This is a genomic window from Mycobacterium sp. URHB0021 (assembly GCF_054057895.1).
Window position 1 is genome coordinate 868,540 of the sequence record NZ_JBSRZT010000002.1, and the last position, 19,783, is coordinate 888,322.

At 67.9% G+C, this 19,783-nt stretch carries 16 protein-coding genes; 9 read left to right on the top strand and 7 right to left on the bottom strand.

Features of this window, described 5'->3' with window-relative positions; genetic code table 11:
• Window positions 1–27 precede the first annotated feature (27 nt).
• Complete coding sequence (locus ACVWWN_RS06395; RefSeq protein WP_457149024.1) at window positions 28–801, top strand: class I SAM-dependent methyltransferase; 774 nt, start codon at window positions 28–30, stop codon at window positions 799–801.
• 73 nt (window positions 802–874) lie between these two features.
• On the opposite strand, the gene ACVWWN_RS06400 is transcribed toward ACVWWN_RS06395, so the two are convergent.
• From ACVWWN_RS06400 to ACVWWN_RS06410, 3 genes are all read right to left on the bottom strand, one after another.
• Entirely contained in the window at window positions 875–1,114 is a 240-nt protein-coding gene (locus ACVWWN_RS06400; RefSeq protein ID WP_457143139.1) for a hypothetical protein, read from the bottom strand.
• A 170-nt stretch (window positions 1,115–1,284) separates the two neighbouring features.
• Window positions 1,285–1,752 carry a DUF4262 domain-containing protein gene (locus ACVWWN_RS06405; protein WP_457143140.1) on the bottom strand — a complete coding sequence of 156 codons (468 nt, stop codon included), beginning with the start codon at window positions 1,750–1,752 and terminating at the stop codon, window positions 1,285–1,287.
• 66 nt (window positions 1,753–1,818) lie between these two features.
• On the bottom strand, window positions 1,819–2,472 hold the full coding sequence (locus ACVWWN_RS06410; RefSeq protein ID WP_457143141.1) for an enoyl-CoA hydratase-related protein: 654 nt from the start codon (window positions 2,470–2,472) through the stop codon (window positions 1,819–1,821).
• A gap of 25 nt (window positions 2,473–2,497) precedes the next feature.
• Here ACVWWN_RS06410 and ACVWWN_RS06415 point away from each other — a divergent pair, with 25 nt between their 5' ends.
• Window positions 2,498–3,916 carry an NAD(P)/FAD-dependent oxidoreductase gene (locus ACVWWN_RS06415; RefSeq protein WP_457143142.1) on the top strand — a complete coding sequence of 473 codons (1,419 nt, stop codon included), beginning with the start codon at window positions 2,498–2,500 and terminating at the stop codon, window positions 3,914–3,916.
• Between the two features lie 12 nt (window positions 3,917–3,928).
• Here ACVWWN_RS06415 and ACVWWN_RS06420 read toward each other — a convergent pair whose 3' ends face one another.
• Window positions 3,929–5,491: an alkaline phosphatase D family protein gene (locus ACVWWN_RS06420; RefSeq protein WP_457143143.1), complete on the bottom strand. Its 1,563-nt coding sequence runs from the start codon at window positions 5,489–5,491 to the stop codon at window positions 3,929–3,931.
• Window positions 5,492–5,635: 144 nt separating this feature from the next.
• On the opposite strand from ACVWWN_RS06420, the gene ACVWWN_RS06425 reads away from it, so the two are divergent.
• Window positions 5,636–6,010: a DUF427 domain-containing protein gene (locus ACVWWN_RS06425; protein ID WP_457143144.1), complete on the top strand. Its 375-nt coding sequence runs from the start codon at window positions 5,636–5,638 to the stop codon at window positions 6,008–6,010.
• 9 nt (window positions 6,011–6,019) lie between these two features.
• On the top strand, window positions 6,020–6,943 hold the full coding sequence (locus tag ACVWWN_RS06430) for a DNA-3-methyladenine glycosylase family protein (protein ID WP_457143145.1): 924 nt from the start codon (window positions 6,020–6,022) through the stop codon (window positions 6,941–6,943).
• 14 nt (window positions 6,944–6,957) lie between these two features.
• On the opposite strand, the gene ACVWWN_RS06435 is transcribed toward ACVWWN_RS06430, so the two are convergent.
• Complete coding sequence (locus ACVWWN_RS06435; RefSeq protein WP_457143146.1) at window positions 6,958–7,224, bottom strand: helix-turn-helix domain-containing protein; 267 nt, start codon at window positions 7,222–7,224, stop codon at window positions 6,958–6,960.
• A gap of 84 nt (window positions 7,225–7,308) precedes the next feature.
• Between ACVWWN_RS06435 and map the strand changes: the two genes are divergently transcribed.
• Together map and ACVWWN_RS06445 are read left to right on the top strand one after the other, a co-directional pair.
• A complete protein-coding gene (gene map / locus ACVWWN_RS06440; RefSeq protein ID WP_457143147.1) occupies window positions 7,309–8,088 on the top strand; it encodes a type I methionyl aminopeptidase in 780 nt (259 codons plus the stop codon).
• Between the two features lie 107 nt (window positions 8,089–8,195).
• Window positions 8,196–8,753, top strand: coding sequence for a Dps family protein (locus tag ACVWWN_RS06445; protein ID WP_457143148.1), 558 nt, complete (start codon window positions 8,196–8,198; stop codon window positions 8,751–8,753).
• Here the strand turns inward: ACVWWN_RS06445 and aqpZ are convergent.
• Together aqpZ and ACVWWN_RS06455 are read right to left on the bottom strand one after the other, a co-directional pair.
• The gene (gene aqpZ / locus ACVWWN_RS06450; RefSeq protein ID WP_457143149.1) at window positions 8,746–9,528 is read right to left on the bottom strand and encodes an aquaporin Z; all 783 of its coding nucleotides are present in this window, start codon (window positions 9,526–9,528) and stop codon (window positions 8,746–8,748) included. The genes ACVWWN_RS06445 and aqpZ overlap by 8 nt on opposite strands.
• Before the next feature lie 155 nt (window positions 9,529–9,683).
• Window positions 9,684–11,000 (bottom strand): ClC family H(+)/Cl(-) exchange transporter, encoded by a 1,317-nt coding sequence (locus ACVWWN_RS06455; RefSeq protein WP_457143150.1) that lies wholly within the window; start codon window positions 10,998–11,000, stop codon window positions 9,684–9,686.
• 132 nt (window positions 11,001–11,132) lie between these two features.
• Here ACVWWN_RS06455 and ACVWWN_RS06460 point away from each other — a divergent pair, with 132 nt between their 5' ends.
• From ACVWWN_RS06460 to ACVWWN_RS06470, 3 genes are all read left to right on the top strand, one after another.
• Window positions 11,133–13,244: a heavy metal translocating P-type ATPase gene (locus tag ACVWWN_RS06460; RefSeq protein WP_457143151.1), complete on the top strand. Its 2,112-nt coding sequence runs from the start codon at window positions 11,133–11,135 to the stop codon at window positions 13,242–13,244.
• A 404-nt stretch (window positions 13,245–13,648) separates the two neighbouring features.
• Window positions 13,649–18,232 (top strand): glutamate synthase large subunit, encoded by a 4,584-nt coding sequence (gltB, locus tag ACVWWN_RS06465; protein WP_457143152.1) that lies wholly within the window; start codon window positions 13,649–13,651, stop codon window positions 18,230–18,232.
• Window positions 18,225–19,691, top strand: a complete 1,467-nt coding sequence (locus ACVWWN_RS06470; RefSeq protein ID WP_457143153.1) for a glutamate synthase subunit beta — start codon at window positions 18,225–18,227, stop codon at window positions 19,689–19,691. The genes gltB and ACVWWN_RS06470 overlap by 8 nt, the downstream gene beginning before the upstream one ends.
• Window positions 19,692–19,783 lie beyond the last annotated feature (92 nt).

Here is a 19,783-nt window from a genome sequence, read left to right on the forward strand (position 1 = left end):
GTCGACCTCAGCGGAGCGCCGCAGACCATGCTGGCCACGTTCTACGCCAAGGCGCTGGACGCGGACCTTCCGGAGCCGATCCTGGGTGACCGGTTCGCCAAGGACATCGTCGACCGCATCGATTACGACTGGACGAAGACCTCGATCACGGCGGCGAACTCGCCGGCGGTGACCACCCGCACCGCGCACTTCGACAAGTGGGCCCGCCAGTTCCTGGCCGTGCACCCCGAGGCGGTGGTGCTACACCTGGGCTGCGGGCTGGACGCACGATTCTTGCGGCTCGACCCCGGCCCCGCCGTCGAGTGGTACGACGTTGACTACCCCGACGTCGCCGAACTCCGCAGACAGCTCTACCCGGCACGCGACCACTACCACGTCGTCGCCGCCTCGGTCACCGACCCGGCCTGGCTCGGTGACGTGACGGACGACCGTCCGGTGCTGGCCATCGGCGAGGGCCTGACCATGTACCTGACCCGGGAGGAGGGCGTCGGACTGTTTCGCCGGATCGTCGACCGTTTCCCGTCCGGGGAACTGCAGTTCGACGCGTTCAACAGGTTGGGCATCAAGTCGCAGTGGACCAACACCGTGGTGCGGCGCTCGGGGGCGACGCTGCACTGGGCGATCGACGCCCCCGACGACATCGTCGACGCAGTGCCCGGAGTGCGGCTGCTGGCCTGGGATTCGGCCATCGACAACGACGCCTTGGCGCGGGTGCCCTGGTACTACCGGGCGACCCTCACGGCGATGAGGCTGCTGCCCCGGCTGCGCTACCTGGCCCAGTACCACCGCTACGCGTTCTGAGAACCCACCGGCACACCGAAGTTGAGGCCCTCCCCGGGGTCGCTTCGGGGAGGGCCTCAAGTGTGTGGGCGGTCTACTTGACCGTGCTGGGCTGCAGGGCGGACAGGTGGTGTGATCCCTTGTGCCAGCGGGCGCCCGGCTGGGCCTCGGGGGCGGGGTGGGCCTTGACGCCGGGTGAGTAGGAGTAGCCGGGACCGGTCGGCTGGGTAGGGGTGGCCGCGTTGGCCATGCCGGCCATTCCGAGGGCGGCGCCGCCGATGATGCCTGCCGAGACGACCGGGAGGGCGAGCCGGCGGATGATGTTGGCGTTCATGTGAGTTCTCCTGTGTGAGTGTCTTTTTCAGGTCTTGCGCCGGTGTTCTCCGGTGATGACTCAAGACTGCTGCACCCAGGCCGCCACGTCTGTCCGGTGATCGGGCCCCGGACGGGATGAATCGCTTGTCCCCCGATCGGGGGAACCGGCCATCGCGTTCGCGGGGTCGATCAGGGCGCTGTCGCCCGGATGCCGAGCACCGGCTGGCGCCGCCTCCCGTCACAGAACTCGGCCGCCCACGGCCAGCGTCCATGGCCGTCTGCCCAGACCAACTGCAGCGCCCGGATGCCGGGGCCGCCGAACGCGATGGCCCACCCCATGTGGGCGTCGGGATGATCGACCTCGACGATCTCGACCAGCGGCCCGTCCTGGATCGGGATCTGGCCGCCGGGAGTCAGCGGGCGACCACGCATGGCGTCGCGCGCCACGGCGTTCAACAGCCGCCGCGCCCTGGGCGGCGACACGCCCGTCACCAAGAGCTCGGGCAGGCCGCAGTCATGAAGTCCGACCGTGTACGCGAACGGGTTTCGGTCACTTTCGACGTACTGCACCGCCCAACCGTGCTCGACCATCTCCGACCGCAGAACGTCGAGGTAGTCGTCTTGGGTGGCGTTGGGATGGTCGCACCTCCAGCACATCGCGGCCGCACCTTCCTATCGTGGATGGCGACCAGCCTGCCCCCCAGGTCCGACAATCAGGTTGGTTCAGGCGGTGAGCTCGGCGATGACCTCGGCATACAGCCGCGCCTTGATGGCACCGAAGACGTCACCGGCCTTCGCGGCGCGTTGTTCGGCGAGCGCCACGGCGGTGTCGAGCACCTCGCCCTCGCCCGCAGTGGCCGCGACGATGCCGGCCGTCCTGGCCTCCTCGCCCCCGTAGCGGCGCCCGGTCGTCATCGCCTCGTGCGCGGTCGCGATCGGCAGCCTGGACCGGATCAACGCGTTCATCCCCGCGGTGAAGGGGATCCCGAGATCCACCTCCGGCAGGCAGAAGAAGCCGCGGTCGGCCCGCATGACGATCGCGTCGTGGGCCAGCGCCAACATCGCGCCTGCGGCGAACGCATGGCCCTGCACGGCCGCGACGATCGGCGCGGAGAAGGCCAGTACACGTGCCAACATCGCGTGCACGGTCTGCAGATTCGCTTCGGCCGCAGCGGGATTGGACGACATGAAATCCAGGTCCAGCCCGTTGGAGTAGAACTTGCCCGCTCCGGTGGTGACGACCGCTCTGGGGCCGTCGGCGGCCTCCACCTCGTCGAGGGCGGCGTTGACCGCCGCCAGGCGGTCGGGATGAAATCGGTTCTCGTCGTCACCCAGCGGCAGAACGAACACCGCGCCGTGGCGGTCAAGGCCGGCCATCTGCCGATTACACCATCTCCGAGGCATGGGTTCGACCCTCGCTTGTCAGCCCTGCCAGAATCGGGGAGTGTCCACCCCCGTCAACGGTCGCGTCTCGAACTGGTTCGTCAAATACCCGTCCCCGCGTCCGGCACTGCCGGGTGACCGCGACGCCGACGTCTGCATCGTGGGCGCCGGATACACGGGGCTGTGGACGGCCTACTACCTGAAGCAGACCGACCCCTCGCTGCGCATCACCGTGCTGGAGGCCAGGTTCGCCGGCTTCGGTGCCTCGGGCCGCAACGGCGGCTGGCTGTCCGGGCTGGTGCCGGGTGACCGCAACCGGATGGCCCAGAGGTACGGGCGCGACGGCGTGCTGGCGTGGCAACAGGCCCTCAACGACGCCGTCGACGAGGTGATCGGCGTCGCGGCAGCCGAGGACATCGACGCGGGCATCGTCAAGGGCGGCACGATGCAGATCGCCCGTAACCAGGCCCAGGCCGCCCGGCTCGCCGCGGAGCTCGACGAAGAACTCAGCTGGAAGGTCGACGGGATCACCCCACTGACCAACACCGAAGTCGCGCAACGCATTCGACTCGACGGGGTGGTGTCGGCCTACCACACCCCGCACTGTGCCCGGGTGCAGCCGGCCCGGCTGGTTCGCGGCCTGGCCGACGTCGTCGAGCGGCTCGGCGTCGCCGTCTACGAGCTGTCACCGGCCACCGACATCCGGCCGGGGCGGGTCACCACGCCCCTGGGCGCCGTCACCGCCCCGATCGTGCTGCGCGCGACGGAGGGGTTCACCGCGGAGCTACCCCGGCTGCGGCGGCGCTGGCTGCCGATGAACAGCTCGATGATCGCCACCGACCCGATCTCCGCCGACGTCTGGGATTCGATCGGCTGGGAGGGCCGCGAAACCCTCAGCGACACCGCGCACGGCTTCTTCTACGCGCAGCGCACCGTCGACGACCGGATCGCGATCGGCGGCCGCAGCGTCCCGTACCGGTACGGCTCGCGCATCGACCGGGACGGGCAGGTGCCGCAGCGGACCATCACACACCTGACCGCGATCCTGCACGGGATTCTGCCGCAGACCCGCGGCATCCCCATCGCGCACGGCTGGTGCGGCGTGCTGGCCGTCCCCCGCGACTGGGAAGCCGGCATCGCCCTGGACCGCAAGACTGGCCTTGGCTGGGCCGGGGGATACGTCGGCCACGGCGTCACCGCCACCAACCTGGCCGGACACACCCTCGCCGATCTGGTGCTCGACCGCCGCACCCCGCGCACCGAGTTGCCGTGGGTAGGGCATAAGTCACGCGACTGGGAACCCGAACCGCTGCGCTGGCTGGGTGTGCGTGGCATGTATCTGGCGTACAAGGCGGCCGATTGGCACGAAGACCGGGGACGATCGAGCACGTCACCCATCGCCGTCGTGGCCGACAGGATCGCCGGCCGGCCGCACTAGCCGGCCGCGGCCTCAGGCGGCCGGGAAGTCTTTGGACCAGAGCGTCTTTCCGGTGCTGTCGCACAGGGTCACGGTCATCGTCGCGGAGTCCTTGTCGATGCAGACCTCGCCGAAGTGCTGAAAACCCTCGGCGGGCGAAACGTTGGGTTGGGCGGGCGCGTGCACGAACTCGTATCGCGCACCGAAGGTCGGGTCGACCGGACTCTGCGGGAACGCACCGGCGTTCAGCGGACCGGAGACGAACTCCCAGAACGGGCTGAAGTCCTGGTATGCAGCGCGATCGGGCTGATACGAGATCGCGGCCGTATAGTGCACATCCGCGGTGAGAAACACCATGTTGCGAACATCCTTGGCGGCGCTCAGGATTCGCGCGAACTCGAGCTCTCGCCCCAGCGGTGCGCCCGGGTCGCCCTGTGACACCGCCTCCATGGATTTCGGCCCGACGGGTGGGTCGGTCATCGCGTCGGGGACCACGATGCCCAGCGGCAGGTCATTGGCGATGACCTTCCAGGTGGCCGTGGAACCGCGCAGCGAATCGATCAGCCATTGCGACTGCCGCGCACCGAGAATGCCGTCCTGGCCGAACGGCGACCAGTCGTTGGGATTCGGGTCCTTGTAGCTGCGCATGTCGAGCATGAACACGTCGAGCAGGGGACCGTAGCTCACCTTGCGGTACACCCTGCCGTCGACGGACTCGCGGACGTCGATGGGTTGCCATTCACTCCACGCCCGGAAGCCGAACCCGGCCAGCGTGTCGACGTCCAGTTGGGTGTAACCCGCGCGATTCTGGCCGCCCAGGTGCTCCCCGGGATACCAGTTGTTCAACGTCTCGTGGTCGTCCCACTGGATGTATTGGGCGACCTCGGAGTTGAACCGCCGATAGTGGTGATCGGTGAGGTTGTACTGATAGTTGCCGCGGAAGTCGTCGAGAGCCTGCGCCACCTGTGCTTTGCCGGCTGCGGTGACATTGCGGTAGATCCGGCCGTCATTCTGGCGCTGGGTGGCCTCGACGGGGTTGTCGGCGTAGATGGCGTCACCGGAATGGATGAAGAAGTCCGGGTTGCGGTCGGCCATCACCGACCACACCGTCATCCCGGTGTCGGTGTTGATCCCCCAGCCCTGCCCCACGACGTCGCCCGACCACAGGAATTTGACGTCGGTGGGCGCCGCGGGTGCGGTGGTGAACATTCCGGTCAGCGGCTCACTGCGGGCGCCGTCCTCGCTCTCGAGGGTGACCCGGTAGTGCACCTGCCGGCCGGGGTCCAGCCCGGTGATACGCACCCGCCCGGTGCCGTCGGTGTCCGGGGTGAGCAGTGGGCCGCGCACCGTCGCGGGGTTGGCGAAGCTCTCGGTGGCGGCGGTCTCGACGAGCATGGTTGCCGGCGCGTCGGAACGGGCCCAGATCAACGCTCCGTCCTGGTGGACATCGCCCGCGGCGATCCCGTGCGTGAGGTGCGGACGGTCGCGCAGGAGACCGGTGCTCGCCCGCGCCAGCGCACCGCCGCCGAGTGCCGCGCCGAGCGGGATGAGGAGCGTGCCGCGAAGGACGGAGCGCCGAGACAGGGCTTCCAGCACGGGTCAGAGCCTATCGCCGCGACGCGCCGGCCGCTCGGTGGCCAATCTCGCTGAGGCCGTGTGAATTTCGCTGCGGAGTTGCGCACACCGAGATTCGTTCAGGATGGACGGAACAAACGCCCGGTGGCGACCGTTGCCCAGAATATGACCGACCGACCGGTACTCGAACCCACCGAAGCCCATCCGATCACCGTCGAACCGACAGGTAAGCACGTCGTCGTTCGCGTCAACGGCGAGGTCGTCGCGGACACCAACGACGCGCTGACCCTGCAGGAAGCCACCTATCCGGGGGTGCAGTACATCCCGCTGGCCGATGTGGCGGCCGACCGGTTGCGGCCCAGCGACACCGAGACGTACTGTCCGTTCAAGGGCGACGCGAGCTACTACCACGTCGTCACCGCCGCCGGCGACACGGTCGAGGACGCCATCTGGACGTACCAGGAGCCGTACCCGGCCGTCGCGCAGATCGCCGGGCACATCGCCTTCTATCCGGACAAGGCGGATGTCGCCGTCGCATAGCCTGGTGCGGTGCACAGCTCGGTCCGGGTCGATTGCAGCGTCGTCTTCGACGGACCGGCCAGCCCCGGTCTGACACTGTCGCCGTTGCGCCGCGGGCGCGCGGACCCGTGCTATCACGACGCCCCCGACGGCGCGATCTGGCGAACCAGCCTGATGCGCTCCGGTCCGGTCACCGCGCGAATCACTCGGACGCCACCGGGCACCGTCGACTGCGAGGCATGGGGCAGCGGCGCAGCAGAATTCACCGAAACCCTGCCGGCCCAGCTCGGTGCCGACGATCGGCCGGCGGACTTCGCGCCCGACGAACCCACGATCGCGACCGCGTTGCGCCGGGTGCCGCATCTGCGGCTCGGCCGCACCGACCGGGTGCTCGAGGCCCTCGTTCCCGCCGTGCTCGAACAGCGGGTCTACGGAAAGGACGCCCGTCGCGCGTGGCGCGCCCTCGTCACCAAGTACGGGGCGCCGGCCCCGGGCCCCGCGCCGGCGCACATGCGGGTGCCGCCCGCGGCCGAGGTATGGCGGCGCATCCCGTCCTGGGAGTTCCACCTGGCCAACGTGGACCCCGGCCGCGCCCGCACCATCGTGGGGTGCGCGCAACGCGCCGATTCGCTGGAGCGCCTCGGCACCCGCACCTCGGAGCAGGCCCGCGCGGCGATGATGTCCCTGCCGGGCATCGGTGAATGGACCGCCGCCGAGACCGCTCAACGGGCCTTCGGCGACGCCGATGCGCTGTCGGTCGGCGACTTCCACCTTGCCAAGATGATCGGCTGGAGCCTGCTCGGTCACCCGATCGACGACCCCGCGATGAGGGAACTGCTCGAGCCGCTGCGTCCGCACCGCCACCGCGCGGTGCGGCTCCTCGAAGCGAGCGGGCTGGCCTCGAATCCACGTTTCGGGCCGCGGCAGGCGATTCCCAACCTGCGGGGCATCTAGCTGTTGCGGGGCCGCTAGATCGCCATCCGTTTGTCGTCGGTCGGCCGCCAGACATCGACGGCGCTTTGCAGGGACAGTCCAAGCGCATCACAAAGCCCGACCACGGTCCCGAAGCTGGGGCTCGGGATCCTGCCGACCTCGATCTTGCGCAAGGTCTCCGGCGAGATGCCGGCGGCGCGCGCGATCACGTCCGGGGCACGACCGGCCCGGGCGGCCCGGAGAAACGCACCGAGGCGTCGTCCGGCTTCCACCTGTTCGGAACTGAGGGGCACCCGGACCATCGGGAAAGCATAGTCGGTATTCAAGTACCGGCGCTGGTACGGTCGCGGTCGGTATACGAATACCGCAGTCACCTGGAGGCGAACGTGATCGAGCTCAAGACCGCCGCGGAGATCGACCAGATGGCGGTGACCGGTGGATTCGTCGCCGAAACTCTGGCGACGTTGTCGATCGAGGCCGAGCCCGGCGTGAACCTGATGCAGCTCGAACAGCATGCCCGCGCGTTGATCGATGACCGAGGCGCGGAATCCTGCTACTGGGACTACGCGCCGTCATTCGGCCGTGGCCCGTTTCGGAATGTCATCTGCCTGTCGGTCAACGACGCTGTGCTGCACGGTAAGCCCCATGACTACGTGCTGCGTGACGGCGATGTGCTGAGCCTGGACTTCGCGGTGTCGATCAATGGCTGGGTGGCCGATTCCGCGGTCACGGTCGTCATCGGCGACCATGCCGACCCGGCCGATGAAGCCCTGGTCGAATCGACGCGACGCGCGCTCGACGCCGGTATCGCCGCAGCGCTGCCCGGCGGCCGTCTCGGTGACATCTCGGCCGCGATCGGCGAGGTCGCCGCCGATGCGGGATACCGGGTCAACACCGAGTTCGGCGGCCACGGAGTTGGTCGCACCATGCACGAGGATCCCCACATCGCCAACCGTGGCCGGGCCGGCCGGGGATTGCTGCTGCGACCGGGGATGACCTTTGCCCTCGAGCCGTGGTGGGCGCGGGGCAGCGATCGCCTGACCCTGGATGCGGACGGTTGGACTCTGCACTCCGCGGACGGCTCGAATACCGCTCACTCCGAGCACACCGTCGCTGTCACCACACAGGGCCCTCGCGTCCTCACGCAACGACACTGCGGACGCTGACGTCACTCGCCGCGCGCGATTACCGGCTATGCCCCGGGGGTACACGACGCGGAACCCGGAGACGCACAAGAACGTCGCAAAAAACGCAGAGCCGCGAAGGAGTCACGATGACCAGCTTCACCATCCCGGGCCTTTCCAACAAGGAGGGCAACGAGGTAGCCGAGCTGCTGCAGAAGGCGCTGAGCAGGTACAACGACCTGCATCTGACGCTCAAACACGTGCACTGGAACGTCGTCGGCCCGAACTTCATCGGTGTGCACGAGATGATCGATTCCCAGGTCGAACTGGTGCGCGGGTACGCCGATGAGGTGGCCGAACGCATTGCGGCCCTGGGACGGTCGCCCAAAGGCACGCCCGGTGCGATCATCAAGGACCGCACCTGGGACGACTACTCGGTGGAGCGCGATACCGTCCAGGCGCACCTTGCCGCGCTGGATCTGGTCTACACCGGCGTCATCGAGGACACCCGCAAGGCCATCGACATACTCGACGATCTCGACCTCGTATCGCAGGACATGATGATCGAGCACGCCGGCGAGCTGGAGAAGTTCCAGTGGTTCGTGCGCGCGCACCTCGAGAACTCGGGCGGTCAGCTGGCCAACAAGGGGGAGACCACCGAGAAGGGCGCTGCCAGCCGTGCCAAGAAGAAGGCCCCGGTCAAGTAGTCGAGGTGTCCTCCACCTCGAGCTTGTCGTCGCGGACCGGGCGGTCGGCGAGTTCCTCGTCCCGGCCGAACAGGTACGGGTAGGCGATGCCCGCGATGGCGGCGCCGACCAGCGGGGCCAGCCAGAACGCCCAGAGCTGAGCGGGCGCGCCTGCGCCGTTGAAGAACGCGACGGCAGTGGACCGCGCGGGGTTCACCGAGGTGTTGGAGATCGGGATCGAGATCAAGTGGATCAGAGTCAGGGTGAGCCCGATCGCCAGGCCCGCGAAGCCCTTCGGCGCGCGATCGTCGGTCGAGCCGAGGATGACGAGTAGGAACACGCCTGTCAGAACCACCTCCGCCAGCAGCACCGCGGCCAGGGTGTAGCCGCCGGGCGAATGCGCGCCGTATCCGTTGGCGGCCATGTTGCCCGTGGAGGTCCAGCCCTCCTGGCCCTTGGCGATGATGTAGATGACCATGCCCGCAACCAGGCCGCCGATCACCTGCGTCGCCCAGTAGGCGGGCAGCGCCTTCCATTCGACGCGGCGGGCCAGGGCGGCACCGAGCGTCACGGCCGGGTTGAAGTGCCCGCCGGAGATGGTGCCGAAGGCATACACGCCGGTCAGCACCGTCAGTCCGAATGCCAGTGCGACGCCGAGGAATCCGATCCCGAACGCCGTGCCGTCGGAGGACATGAACTTGGCGGCGAAGACCGCGCTGCCGCATCCGCCGAGCACCAGCCAGAACGTTCCGATGAATTCCGCTGCCAGTCGGTGCAGCATTGTCGGTTCTTGCATGCGGACCCCTCCACTGGATACGACGCTGTTGGTGAGCGTGTCACGGGTGCGGAGGATAGGAGCCTGTTTTGCCCGAATCGTTGCTGGACGGATACTTTCGCGACCTACGCGCGTGACCTGTTGTTCGCCCGTTGCGCTCGAAGTGACTTGCCGGCCTAGTCGTCACCGCGTCGCTCGATGGACGCTTCGTCGGGCATCCGCGCTCGAAGACTGTCGTAAATCGGCGGCGATCCCACGGCGTACGCGGCGAACGCGGCGGCAGCCGTCGCGGCCATCATCGGCACGAGCGTCTCGGTCGTGGCGGTCATCTCGGTGACGACAACCATGCCCGTCACCGGCGCGCGCACGGTAGCCCCGAAAAACGCCGCCATACCGACAAGCGCCATCGGTACCGCCAATTGCGATGCGTGCCCGGGCCATACCGCGTCGAAGGCTCCGGTGAACAGGAGTCCCCACAGCGCACCCACGGCCAGCAGTGGCGCGAACAGTCCGCCCGGCACCGCCGCCGAGTACGACAGGGGGCCTGCGACGAACCGCACCGCGAGGATTCCGATGACGACGGATGTGGCGATGTGTCCTCCGCCGAGGATCCGCTGTATCAGGTCCTCGCCGCCGCCCACCGCGAGCGGGTGCACGAACATCGCCAAGCCGATGATCGCACCGATGACGGCTGCCTTCGCCGGGGTCGGGACATGGCGTATCGCGGCGACGTGGTCGAGAAACCACAACACCGACCCGTTGTAGGCGGCACCCAGACATCCGGTCAGCAGTCCGAAGACGACGAAGAGCGGCAGCCATGCGAGATCGGGAGCGCCAATGGGTTCGACGAGAAAATCGGCATGGTTTCCCAAGATCAGTCGGGAGCACGCCACCGCCGCGGTCGCCGAAAAAAGCGTCGCGAGAACGGTTTCCAGCCGAAACGACTTGGTGACCTCTTCGAGAGTGAAAAGCGTGCCGCCGATCGGTGCGTTGAACGCCACCGCCAGGCCCGCGCCGCCCAACGCCGTCTGCATCATCCTGACCTCGGAATCGGGTAGCCGGGCACGCCGCGCCGCTTCGGCTCCGATCGCTGCGCCCATGTGCACCGTGGGCCCCTCGCGGCCCAACACCAGCCCAGATCCCATACTCAACACACCACCGACGAACTTCGCAGGCACCAATCGGATGAGCGGAGGCCGCGCCTCACCCAGAAAGACCGCTTCCACATGCTGGATACCGCTTCCGGCGGCCAGCGGCTCCCACCTCACGATCAGCGCCGCCAGCGTGGCGCAGGCCGCGGCAGCGGCCATGGGGATCAGCCACCCTGGTCCGGGCAGCGTGTGCGCCCAGTCGACAAGGTCGACGCGCAGGCCATCGGCCTTGTGTAGACACCAACGAAAAGCGCCGCCGACGAAGCCGATGAGCACACCCGCGACGATCGACGTGGCGCAGATGCGTACCGAACCCCGCATGGAATCGCGGGCCTCGGACATGCAGCGGATGCTAGCCGCAATTGCAGACCACGCCGAATCGTCCCAGTGGCGTGTTCGGCGGGCACGACATCGGCCTCGGCCTGCCGGTTACGGTACTCGCCATATACCCCCAGGGGGTATACACTTGCGATCATGACCGGGATCGAGCACACGCAGCACCTGGCGCCCGCCGAGCACGTCGGCAGCGGCCACAGCGGCCACAGCGGCCACGGCGGCCACGGCGGCCACGGTGACCACGGTGACCACGTGGCGCAGTTCCGCCGGCTGTTCTGGGTGATGATCGTCCTCGCGGCTCCCACTGTGGCGCTGTCGGGGATGTTCGCGATGATCGTGGGCTACCGGGCGCCGGACTTCCCCGGTGCCCAGTGGGTGTCGCCGGTGCTGGGCACCGTGATGTACTTCTGGGGCGGCAAGCCGTTCCTCACCGGTGCGATAAGCGAAATACGTTCTCGCGCACCGGGAATGATGCTGTTGATCGGACTGGCCATCACGGTGGCGTTCGTCTCGTCGTGGGGCGCGAGCCTTGGTGTGCTGGACCACCAGCTCGACTTCTGGTGGGAGCTGGCGCTGCTGATCGTGATCATGCTGCTCGGGCACTGGATCGAGATGCGATCGTTGGCCCAGACCACCTCGGCGCTCGACTCACTGGCTGCGCTGCTGCCCGATGAGGCGGAACGCGTCGTCGCTGACGGCGTGCAGACGGTCGCGCCGTCAGACCTCGTGGTCGCTGACGTGGTGATCGTGCGGCCCGGCGGCAGCGTGCCAGCCGACGGCGTGATCGTCGACGGCGCCGCCGAGATCGACGAGTCGATGGTGACCGGCGAATCTCGGCCGGTGCGCCGCACGGTCGGCGATTCGGTGGTCGCAGGCACCGTCGCCACCGACTCCGGCCTGCGGGTGGAGGTGACCGCCGTCGGCGACGACACCGCCCTGGCCGGGATCCAGCGGCTGGTCACCGAGGCGCAGAACTCGTCGTCGCGGGCCCAGCGGCTCGCGGACAGGGCCGCGGGCTGGCTGTTCTGGTTTGCCCTGAGCGCGGCGGTCATCACCGCGATCGTGTGGGCGTTCACCGGCCAGCCGGCCGAGGCCGTGGTGCGGACCATCACGGTGCTGGTGATCGCCTGCCCGCACGCGTTGGGCCTGGCCATTCCGCTGGTGGTGTCGATCGCGACGGAGCGGGCCGCCCGCGGTGGGGTGCTGATCAAGGACCGCCTGGCGCTGGAGAACATGCGCACCGTCGGCGCCGTGCTGTTCGACAAGACCGGCACCCTGACCAAGGGCGAGCCGACGGTCACCGCCATCGCGACGACAGGTGACCGCTCCGAGGCGGAGGTGCTGGCGCTGGCGGCCGCCGCCGAATCGGACTCCGAGCATCCGCTGGCCCGGGCCATCGTCGAGGCGGCCCACCGCCGTGGCCTGACGGTGTCGTCTTCCTCGGACTTCAGCTCGTCACCGGCCGTGGGCGTGACCGCTTCCGTCGACGGCCACCGGGTCCGGGTCGGCGGCCCACGGCTGCTCGAGGAGGCCGGCCGGGGCGAGGTGCCCGACGCGGCACCGTGGCGCGAGCAGGGCGCAATCATCCTGCACGTGCTCGTCAACGACGAAGTGGTGGGCGCCCTGGCGCTCGCCGACGAGGTGCGTGAGGAGTCGCGACAGGCGGTCGACGCACTGCATCGGCTCGGCATCCAGGTGGTGATGATCACCGGTGATGCGCAGGCGGTGGCGGATTCGGTGGCGGCCGAACTCGGAATTGACCGGGTGTTCGCGGGAGTGCGGCCCGAGGACAAGGCCGCCAAGGTGGCCCAGCTGCAGGACGAGGGTTCGAGCGGGAGGCACAGGGTGGCGATGGTCGGCGACGGTGTCAACGACGCGCCCGCGTTGGCGGCGGCCGCCGCGGGGGGAGGGGTCGGCATCGCGATCGGTGCGGGCACGGACGTGGCGATCGCCTCGGCGGGCGTGGTCCTGGCCAGCTCGGATCCGCGCTCGGTGCTGTCGGTGATCGAGCTGTCCAAGGCGACCTATCGGAAGATGAAGCAAAACCTTTGGTGGGCAGCGGGATACAACCTGATCTCGGTACCGCTGGCAGCTGGCGTGCTGGCGCCGATCGGGTTTGTGATGCCCATGTCGGTGGGCGCCGTCCTGATGTCCATCTCGACGGTGGTGGTGGCGCTGAACGCCCAGCTGCTGCGTCGGCTGGATCTCCGGCCCCAGCCCGGCGTGCGGGACGGTTCTCTAAGAATCTGAGAAGGCTTTGCGCAAACATCTGTGGTCTATTTTCTGCAGCGCACACACTTGTTTATGGAATTGAGCAAACATTCGGGATGAACGGACCAAGAATGTGATCTATCCCGCACCCAGCCCCGGGCTTCGGCCGTGGGATGAAAGGCTCACAGCGGCAACGTTATTCGTCTGTTACCCAGGCCTCGGCGGCCGACGCCCCCGGTCCGACCGCCGAGAATACTTAGGTCGGGCTAAGTTGGCATGTCAGGCGGTGTTTGTCATATCGTTTTCTCCACTTGTGGCGAGTGGAAAAGGGCCGTCGTTCAGTGCTGCACGAATGCACCTCCATCGCGAGGCAGGCTAAAGCCGTGACCAACGGCTGCCCCAGGGAAAGCTCCGTCAAGACGTGCGAAAAAAGGTAGGTGGGAATGGCGCCCCGTAGTCAAGGGCTGTACAACCCCGCGTTTGAGCACGATGCGTGCGGCGTGGCGATGGTGGCCGACATTCACGGCCGTCGCAGTCGCGGCATCGTGGACAAGGCCATCACGGCCCTGTTGAACCTCGAGCACCGCGGCGCCCAGGGCGCCGAACCGCACACCGGCGACGGAGCGGGCATCCTGCTGCAGGTTCCCGATGAGTTCCTGCGCGCCGTCGTCGAGTTCGATCTGCCCGAATACGGCAGTTACGCGACCGGCATCGCGTTCCTGCCGCAGTCGAGCAAGGACGCCGCCACGGCCTGCGAGTCGGTGGAGAAGATCGCCGAGGCCGAGGGGCTGGAGGTGCTCGGCTGGCGCGAGGTGCCCACGGACGACTCGTCGCTGGGCGCGCTGGCGCGCGATGCGATGCCGACCTTCCGTCAGGTGTTCATCGCCGGCGCCTCGGGCATGGACCTCGAGCGCCGCGCGTACGTGGTGCGCAAACGCGCCGAACACGAACTCGGCACGAAGGGACCCGGCCAGGACGGTCCCGGTCGCGAAACCGTCTATTTTCCAAGCCTTTCCGGTCAGACCTTTGTCTACAAGGGCATGCTGACCACGCCGCAGCTCAAGGCGTTCTACCTCGACCTGCAGGACGAGAGGCTTATCAGCGCGCTCGGCATCGTGCATTCCCGGTTCTCCACCAACACGTTCCCGTCGTGGCCGCTCGCGCACCCGTTCCGCCGGATCGCCCACAACGGCGAGATCAACACCGTCACCGGCAATGAGAACTGGATGCGCGCACGTGAGGCGCTGATCAAGACCGAGGCCTTCGGCACCCAGCAGGACCTCGACAAGATCGTGCCGGTCTGTACCCCGGGCGCGTCGGACACCGCGCGGTTCGACGAGGTGCTCGAACTGCTGCACCTGGGCGGCCGCAGCCTTCCGCACGCGGTGCTGATGATGATCCCCGAGGCGTGGGAGCGGCACGAGTCGATGGATCCCGCGCGGCGGGCGTTCTACCAGTACCACGCGTCCTTGATGGAGCCGTGGGACGGACCGGCGTCGGTGGTCTTCACCGACGGCACGGTGATCGGCGCGGTGCTCGACCGCAACGGCCTTCGTCCGTCCCGGATCTGGGTGACGAAGGACGGCCTGGTCGTGATGGCGTCGGAAGCCGGCGTGCTCAACCTCGATCCGTCCACCGTGGTGCGCAAGATGCGGCTGCAACCCGGCCGCATGTTCCTGGTCGACACCGCCCAGGGCCGCATCGTCGACGACGAGGAGATCAAGGCGGAACTGGCCGTCGAGCACCCGTACCAGGAGTGGCTCGAAGCCGGCCTGTTCCAGCTCGACGAGCTTCCGTCGGGCGACTACGTCCGGATGCCCCACCACCGAGTGGTGTTGCGGCAGCAGATCTTCGGCTTCACCTATGAAGAGCTCAACCTGTTGGTCGCCCCGATGGCGCGCAATGGCGCCGAGGCACTGGGCTCGATGGGCACCGACACCCCGGTCGCGGTGCTGTCGCAGCGGCCACGGATGCTCTACGACTACTTCCAGCAGCTGTTCGCGCAGGTGACCAACCCGCCGCTGGACGCCATCCGCGAAGAAGTGGTGACCAGCCTGTCGGGCACCGTCGGGCCGGAGGGGGACCTGCTCAATCCGACCGCGGAGTCGTGTCGCCAGATCGTGCTGCCGCAGCCGATCCTGCGCAACGCCGAGTTGTCGAAACTGATCTGTGTCGACCCCGACCACGAGATCCGGGGACACAAGCACGGACTGCGCGCCGCGGTGATCCGCTGTCTCTATCCGGTGGCTCGCGGCGGTCAGGGCCTCAGGGAGGCACTGGACAACGTGCGGGCCAAGGTGTCGGCGGCGATCCGGGACGGTGCCCGCATCATCGTGCTGTCCGACCGCGAATCGGACGAGCAGATGGCCCCGATCCCGTCACTGCTGTCCGTCTCCGCGGTGCACCACCACCTGGTCCGCGACCGCACCCGCACACACGTCGGGCTCGTCGTGGAGGCCGGCGATGCCCGCGAGGTGCACCACATGGCCTGCCTGGTCGGTTTCGGCGCGGCCGCGATCAATCCGTACATGGCGTTCGAGTCGATCGAGGACATGGTCGATCGGGGCGTGATCACCGGGATCAGCAGCGACCAGGCGAAGGCAAACTACGTCAAGGCGGCGGGCAAGGGCGTGCTGAAGGTGATGTCCAAGATGGGCATCTCGACGCTGGCGTCCTACACCGGCGCCCAACTTTTCCAGGCCATCGGTATCAGCCAGCAGATCCTCGACGAGTACTTCACCGGCCTGAGCTGCCCGACCGGCGGCATCGATCTCGACGACATCGCCGATGACGTCTCCACCCGGCACGCGCTGGCCTATCTGGACCGGCCCGACGAGTGGGCGCACCGGGAGCTGGAGGTCGGCGGCGAGTACCAGTGGCGCCGCGAGGGCGAGTACCACCTGTTCAACCCGGACACGGTGTTCAAGCTGCAGCACTCCACCCGCACCGGACAGTACCCGATCTTCAAGGAGTACACCCGGCTGGTCGACGACCAGAGCGAGCGGATGGCATCGCTGCGCGGCCTGCTCAAGTTCAAGGACGGCCTGCGGCCGCCGGTCCCGCTGGACGAGGTGGAGCCGGCCAGTGAAATCGTCAAGCGGTTTTCGACGGGTGCGATGAGCTACGGCTCGATCTCCGCCGAGGCACACGAGACTCTGGCCATCGCGATGAACCGCCTTGGCGGCCGGTCGAACTCGGGCGAGGGCGGCGAGGACGTCAAGCGTTTCGAGCACGACGAGAACGGCGACTGGCGGCGCAGCGCGATCAAGCAGGTCGCCTCGGCTCGGTTCGGCGTGACCAGCCACTACCTGACCAACTGCACCGATATCCAGATCAAGATGGCTCAGGGCGCGAAACCCGGTGAGGGCGGGCAGCTTCCGGGCAACAAGGTGTATCCCTGGGTCGCCGAGGTCCGGCACTCCACCCCCGGCGTCGGGCTGATCTCGCCGCCGCCGCACCACGACATCTACTCGATCGAGGACCTGGCGCAGCTGATCCACGATCTGAAGAACGCCAACCCGCAGGCCCGCGTGCACGTCAAGCTGGTGTCCGAGAACGGGGTGGGAACGGTGGCCGCGGGCGTGTCCAAAGCCCACGCGGACGTGGTGCTGATCTCCGGCCACGACGGCGGCACCGGCGCCACGCCGCTGACCTCGCAGAAGCACGCGGGCGCGCCGTGGGAACTCGGCCTAGCCGAAACGCAGCAGACGTTGCTGCTCAACGGGTTACGCGACCGGATTGTGGTCCAGGTCGACGGCCAGTTGAAGACCGGACGTGACGTCGTGGTCGCCGCATTGCTCGGCGCCGAGGAGTTCGGCTTCGCCACCGCGCCGCTGGTGGTGTCCGGCTGCATCATGATGCGGGTGTGTCACCTCGACACCTGTCCCGTCGGCGTCGCCACGCAGAACCCTACCCTTCGCGCCCGGTTCACCGGCAAGCCCGAATTCGTCGAGAACTTCTTCCTCTTCATCGCAGAGGAAGTTCGGGAAATGATGGCGCAGTTGGGGTTCCGCACCGTCAACGAGATGGTCGGGCAGGTCGGCTCGCTGGACACCACCCAGGCCGCCGAGCACTGGAAGGCCTACAAGCTGGACCTGTCGCCGGTGCTGCACGAGCCCGAGTCGGCGTTCATGAACCAGGACCTGTACTGCAGTTCCCGTCAGGACCACGGGCTGGACAAGGCGCTCGACCAGCAGTTGATCGTGATGTGCCGGGAGGCGCTGGACTCCGGCACCGCGGTGCGGTTCGGCACCAACATCGCCAACGTCAACCGGACGGTCGGCACGATGCTCGGGCACGAAGTCACCAAAGCCTATGGTGGTCAGGGTCTTCCGGACGGCACCATCGACATCACGTTCGACGGATCCGCGGGCAACAGCTTCGGGGCCTTCGTGCCCAAGGGCATCACGCTGCGGGTGTACGGGGACGCCAACGACTACGTGGGCAAGGGGTTGTCCGGCGGACGGATCGTGGTGCGTCCGTCCGATGACGCGCCCGCGGACTACGTCGCCGAGGACAACATCATCGCGGGCAACGTGATCCTGTTCGGTGCCACCAGCGGTGAGGTCTTCATCCGGGGTCAGGTGGGCGAGCGGTTCGCGGTCCGTAACTCCGGTGCGCACGCGGTGGTGGAGGGTGTCGGTGATCACGGCTGCGAGTACATGACCGGCGGCAAGGTCGCCATCCTCGGGCCAACGGGACGCAACTTCGCGGCGGGCATGTCGGGCGGTATCGCCTACGTCTACGATCCCCACGGCACGCTGCCCGACGTTCTCAACCCCGAGATGGTGGAGCTCGAAGGCCTCGCCGACGACGATGTGGACTGGTTGCGCGGCGCTGTCGCGGCACACACCGATGCCACCGATTCCGCGGTGGGACAACGCATTCTGGCTGACTGGGATACTGAACTGACGAACTTCGTGAAAGTGATGCCGCGCGACTTCAGGCGCGTGCTGGAGGCGATCGCCAAGGCGGAAAGTACCGGGTCCGACGTCGACGAGGCGATCATGGCGGCGGCGAATGCCTGACCCCCGCGGCTTCCTCAAACACACCCAGCGTGAGACCCCGCAGCGGCGGCCGGTCCCCCTGCGGCTGCTCGACTGGAAAGAGGTCTACGAGGACTTCTCCCACGACACGCTGCGCGAACAGGCGGGGCGCTGCATGGACTGCGGTATCCCGTTCTGCCACAACGGTTGTCCGCTGGGCAATCTTATTCCCGAGTGGAACGACCTGGTGCGCACGGATCGCTGGCGTGACGCCATCGAGCGGCTGCACGCCACCAACAACTTCCCCGAGTTCACCGGCCGGCTCTGCCCGGCACCGTGCGAGGGGTCCTGCGTGCTCGGCATCAACCAGGACCCGGTGACCATCAAACAGGTCGAGGTCGAGATCATCGACAACGCCTTCGACGAGGGCTGGGTGGTACCGCTGCCGCCCGACCGGCTGACCGGTAAGACGGTCGCCGTCGTCGGCTCCGGCCCGGCCGGGCTGGCCGCCGCCCAGCAGCTGACCCGCGCCGGCCACGCGGTCACGGTGTTCGAGCGCGAGGACCGCATCGGCGGCCTGCTGCGCTACGGCATCCCCGAGTTCAAGATGGAGAAGCGCCACATCGACCGCCGTCTGGAACAGATGAAGGCCGAGGGCACCCAGTTCCGGGCGGGCGTGAACGTCGGCGTGGACATCACGGCCGCGCAGCTCCGCGCCGATTTCGACGCGGTGGTGCTGGCCGGCGGTGCGACGGCATGGCGCGATCTGCCGATCCCGGGGCGCGAACTGGACGGCATCCATCAGGCGATGGAGTTTTTGCCGTGGTCCAACCGCGTGCAACAGGGCGACGCGGTGGTCGACGCCGAGGGCCTGCCGCCGATCCATGCAAAGGGCAAGAAGGTCATCATCATCGGCGGCGGCGACACCGGCGCCGATTGCCTTGGCACGGTGCACCGCCACGGCTGCAAGAGCGTGCATCAGTTCGAGATCATGCCCCGCCCGCCCGAGACCAGGGCAGACTCGACGCCGTGGCCGGTGTATCCCCTGATGTTCCGGGTCTCCTCGGCGCACGAGGAGGGCGGCGACCGAGTCTACTCGGTCAACACCGAGGAGTTCACCGGCAAGGGCGGCCGGGTCACCGGCCTGCGCGGTCACGAGGTCGCGATGAAGGCCGGCAAGTTCGAGAAGGTCGACGGCAGCGACTTCGAGATGGAGGCCGACCTGGTGTTGCTGGCCATGGGCTTCGTCGGGCCGGAACGCGAAGGGCTGCTGAACAGTCTCAGCGTCGAGTTCACCGACCGTGGCAATGTGGCGCGCGACGCCGACTTCGCGAGCAGTGTCCCCGGCGTGTTCGTTGCCGGCGACATGGGCCGCGGACAGTCGCTGATCGTGTGGGCGATCGCCGAGGGCCGGGCGGCGGCGGCCGGCGTCGACCGCTACCTGATGGGCCGGACCGCGCTGCCCGCACCGATCAAGCCCACCGCCGTCCCGCAGCGGTAGGGACCTCCGAGCGTTACCTCATTTGTCACATCCGCAACTCTAAAAACATCGGATGATTAATCGGCGCGCCTAATTCTGTTTGCCAGTTCTGC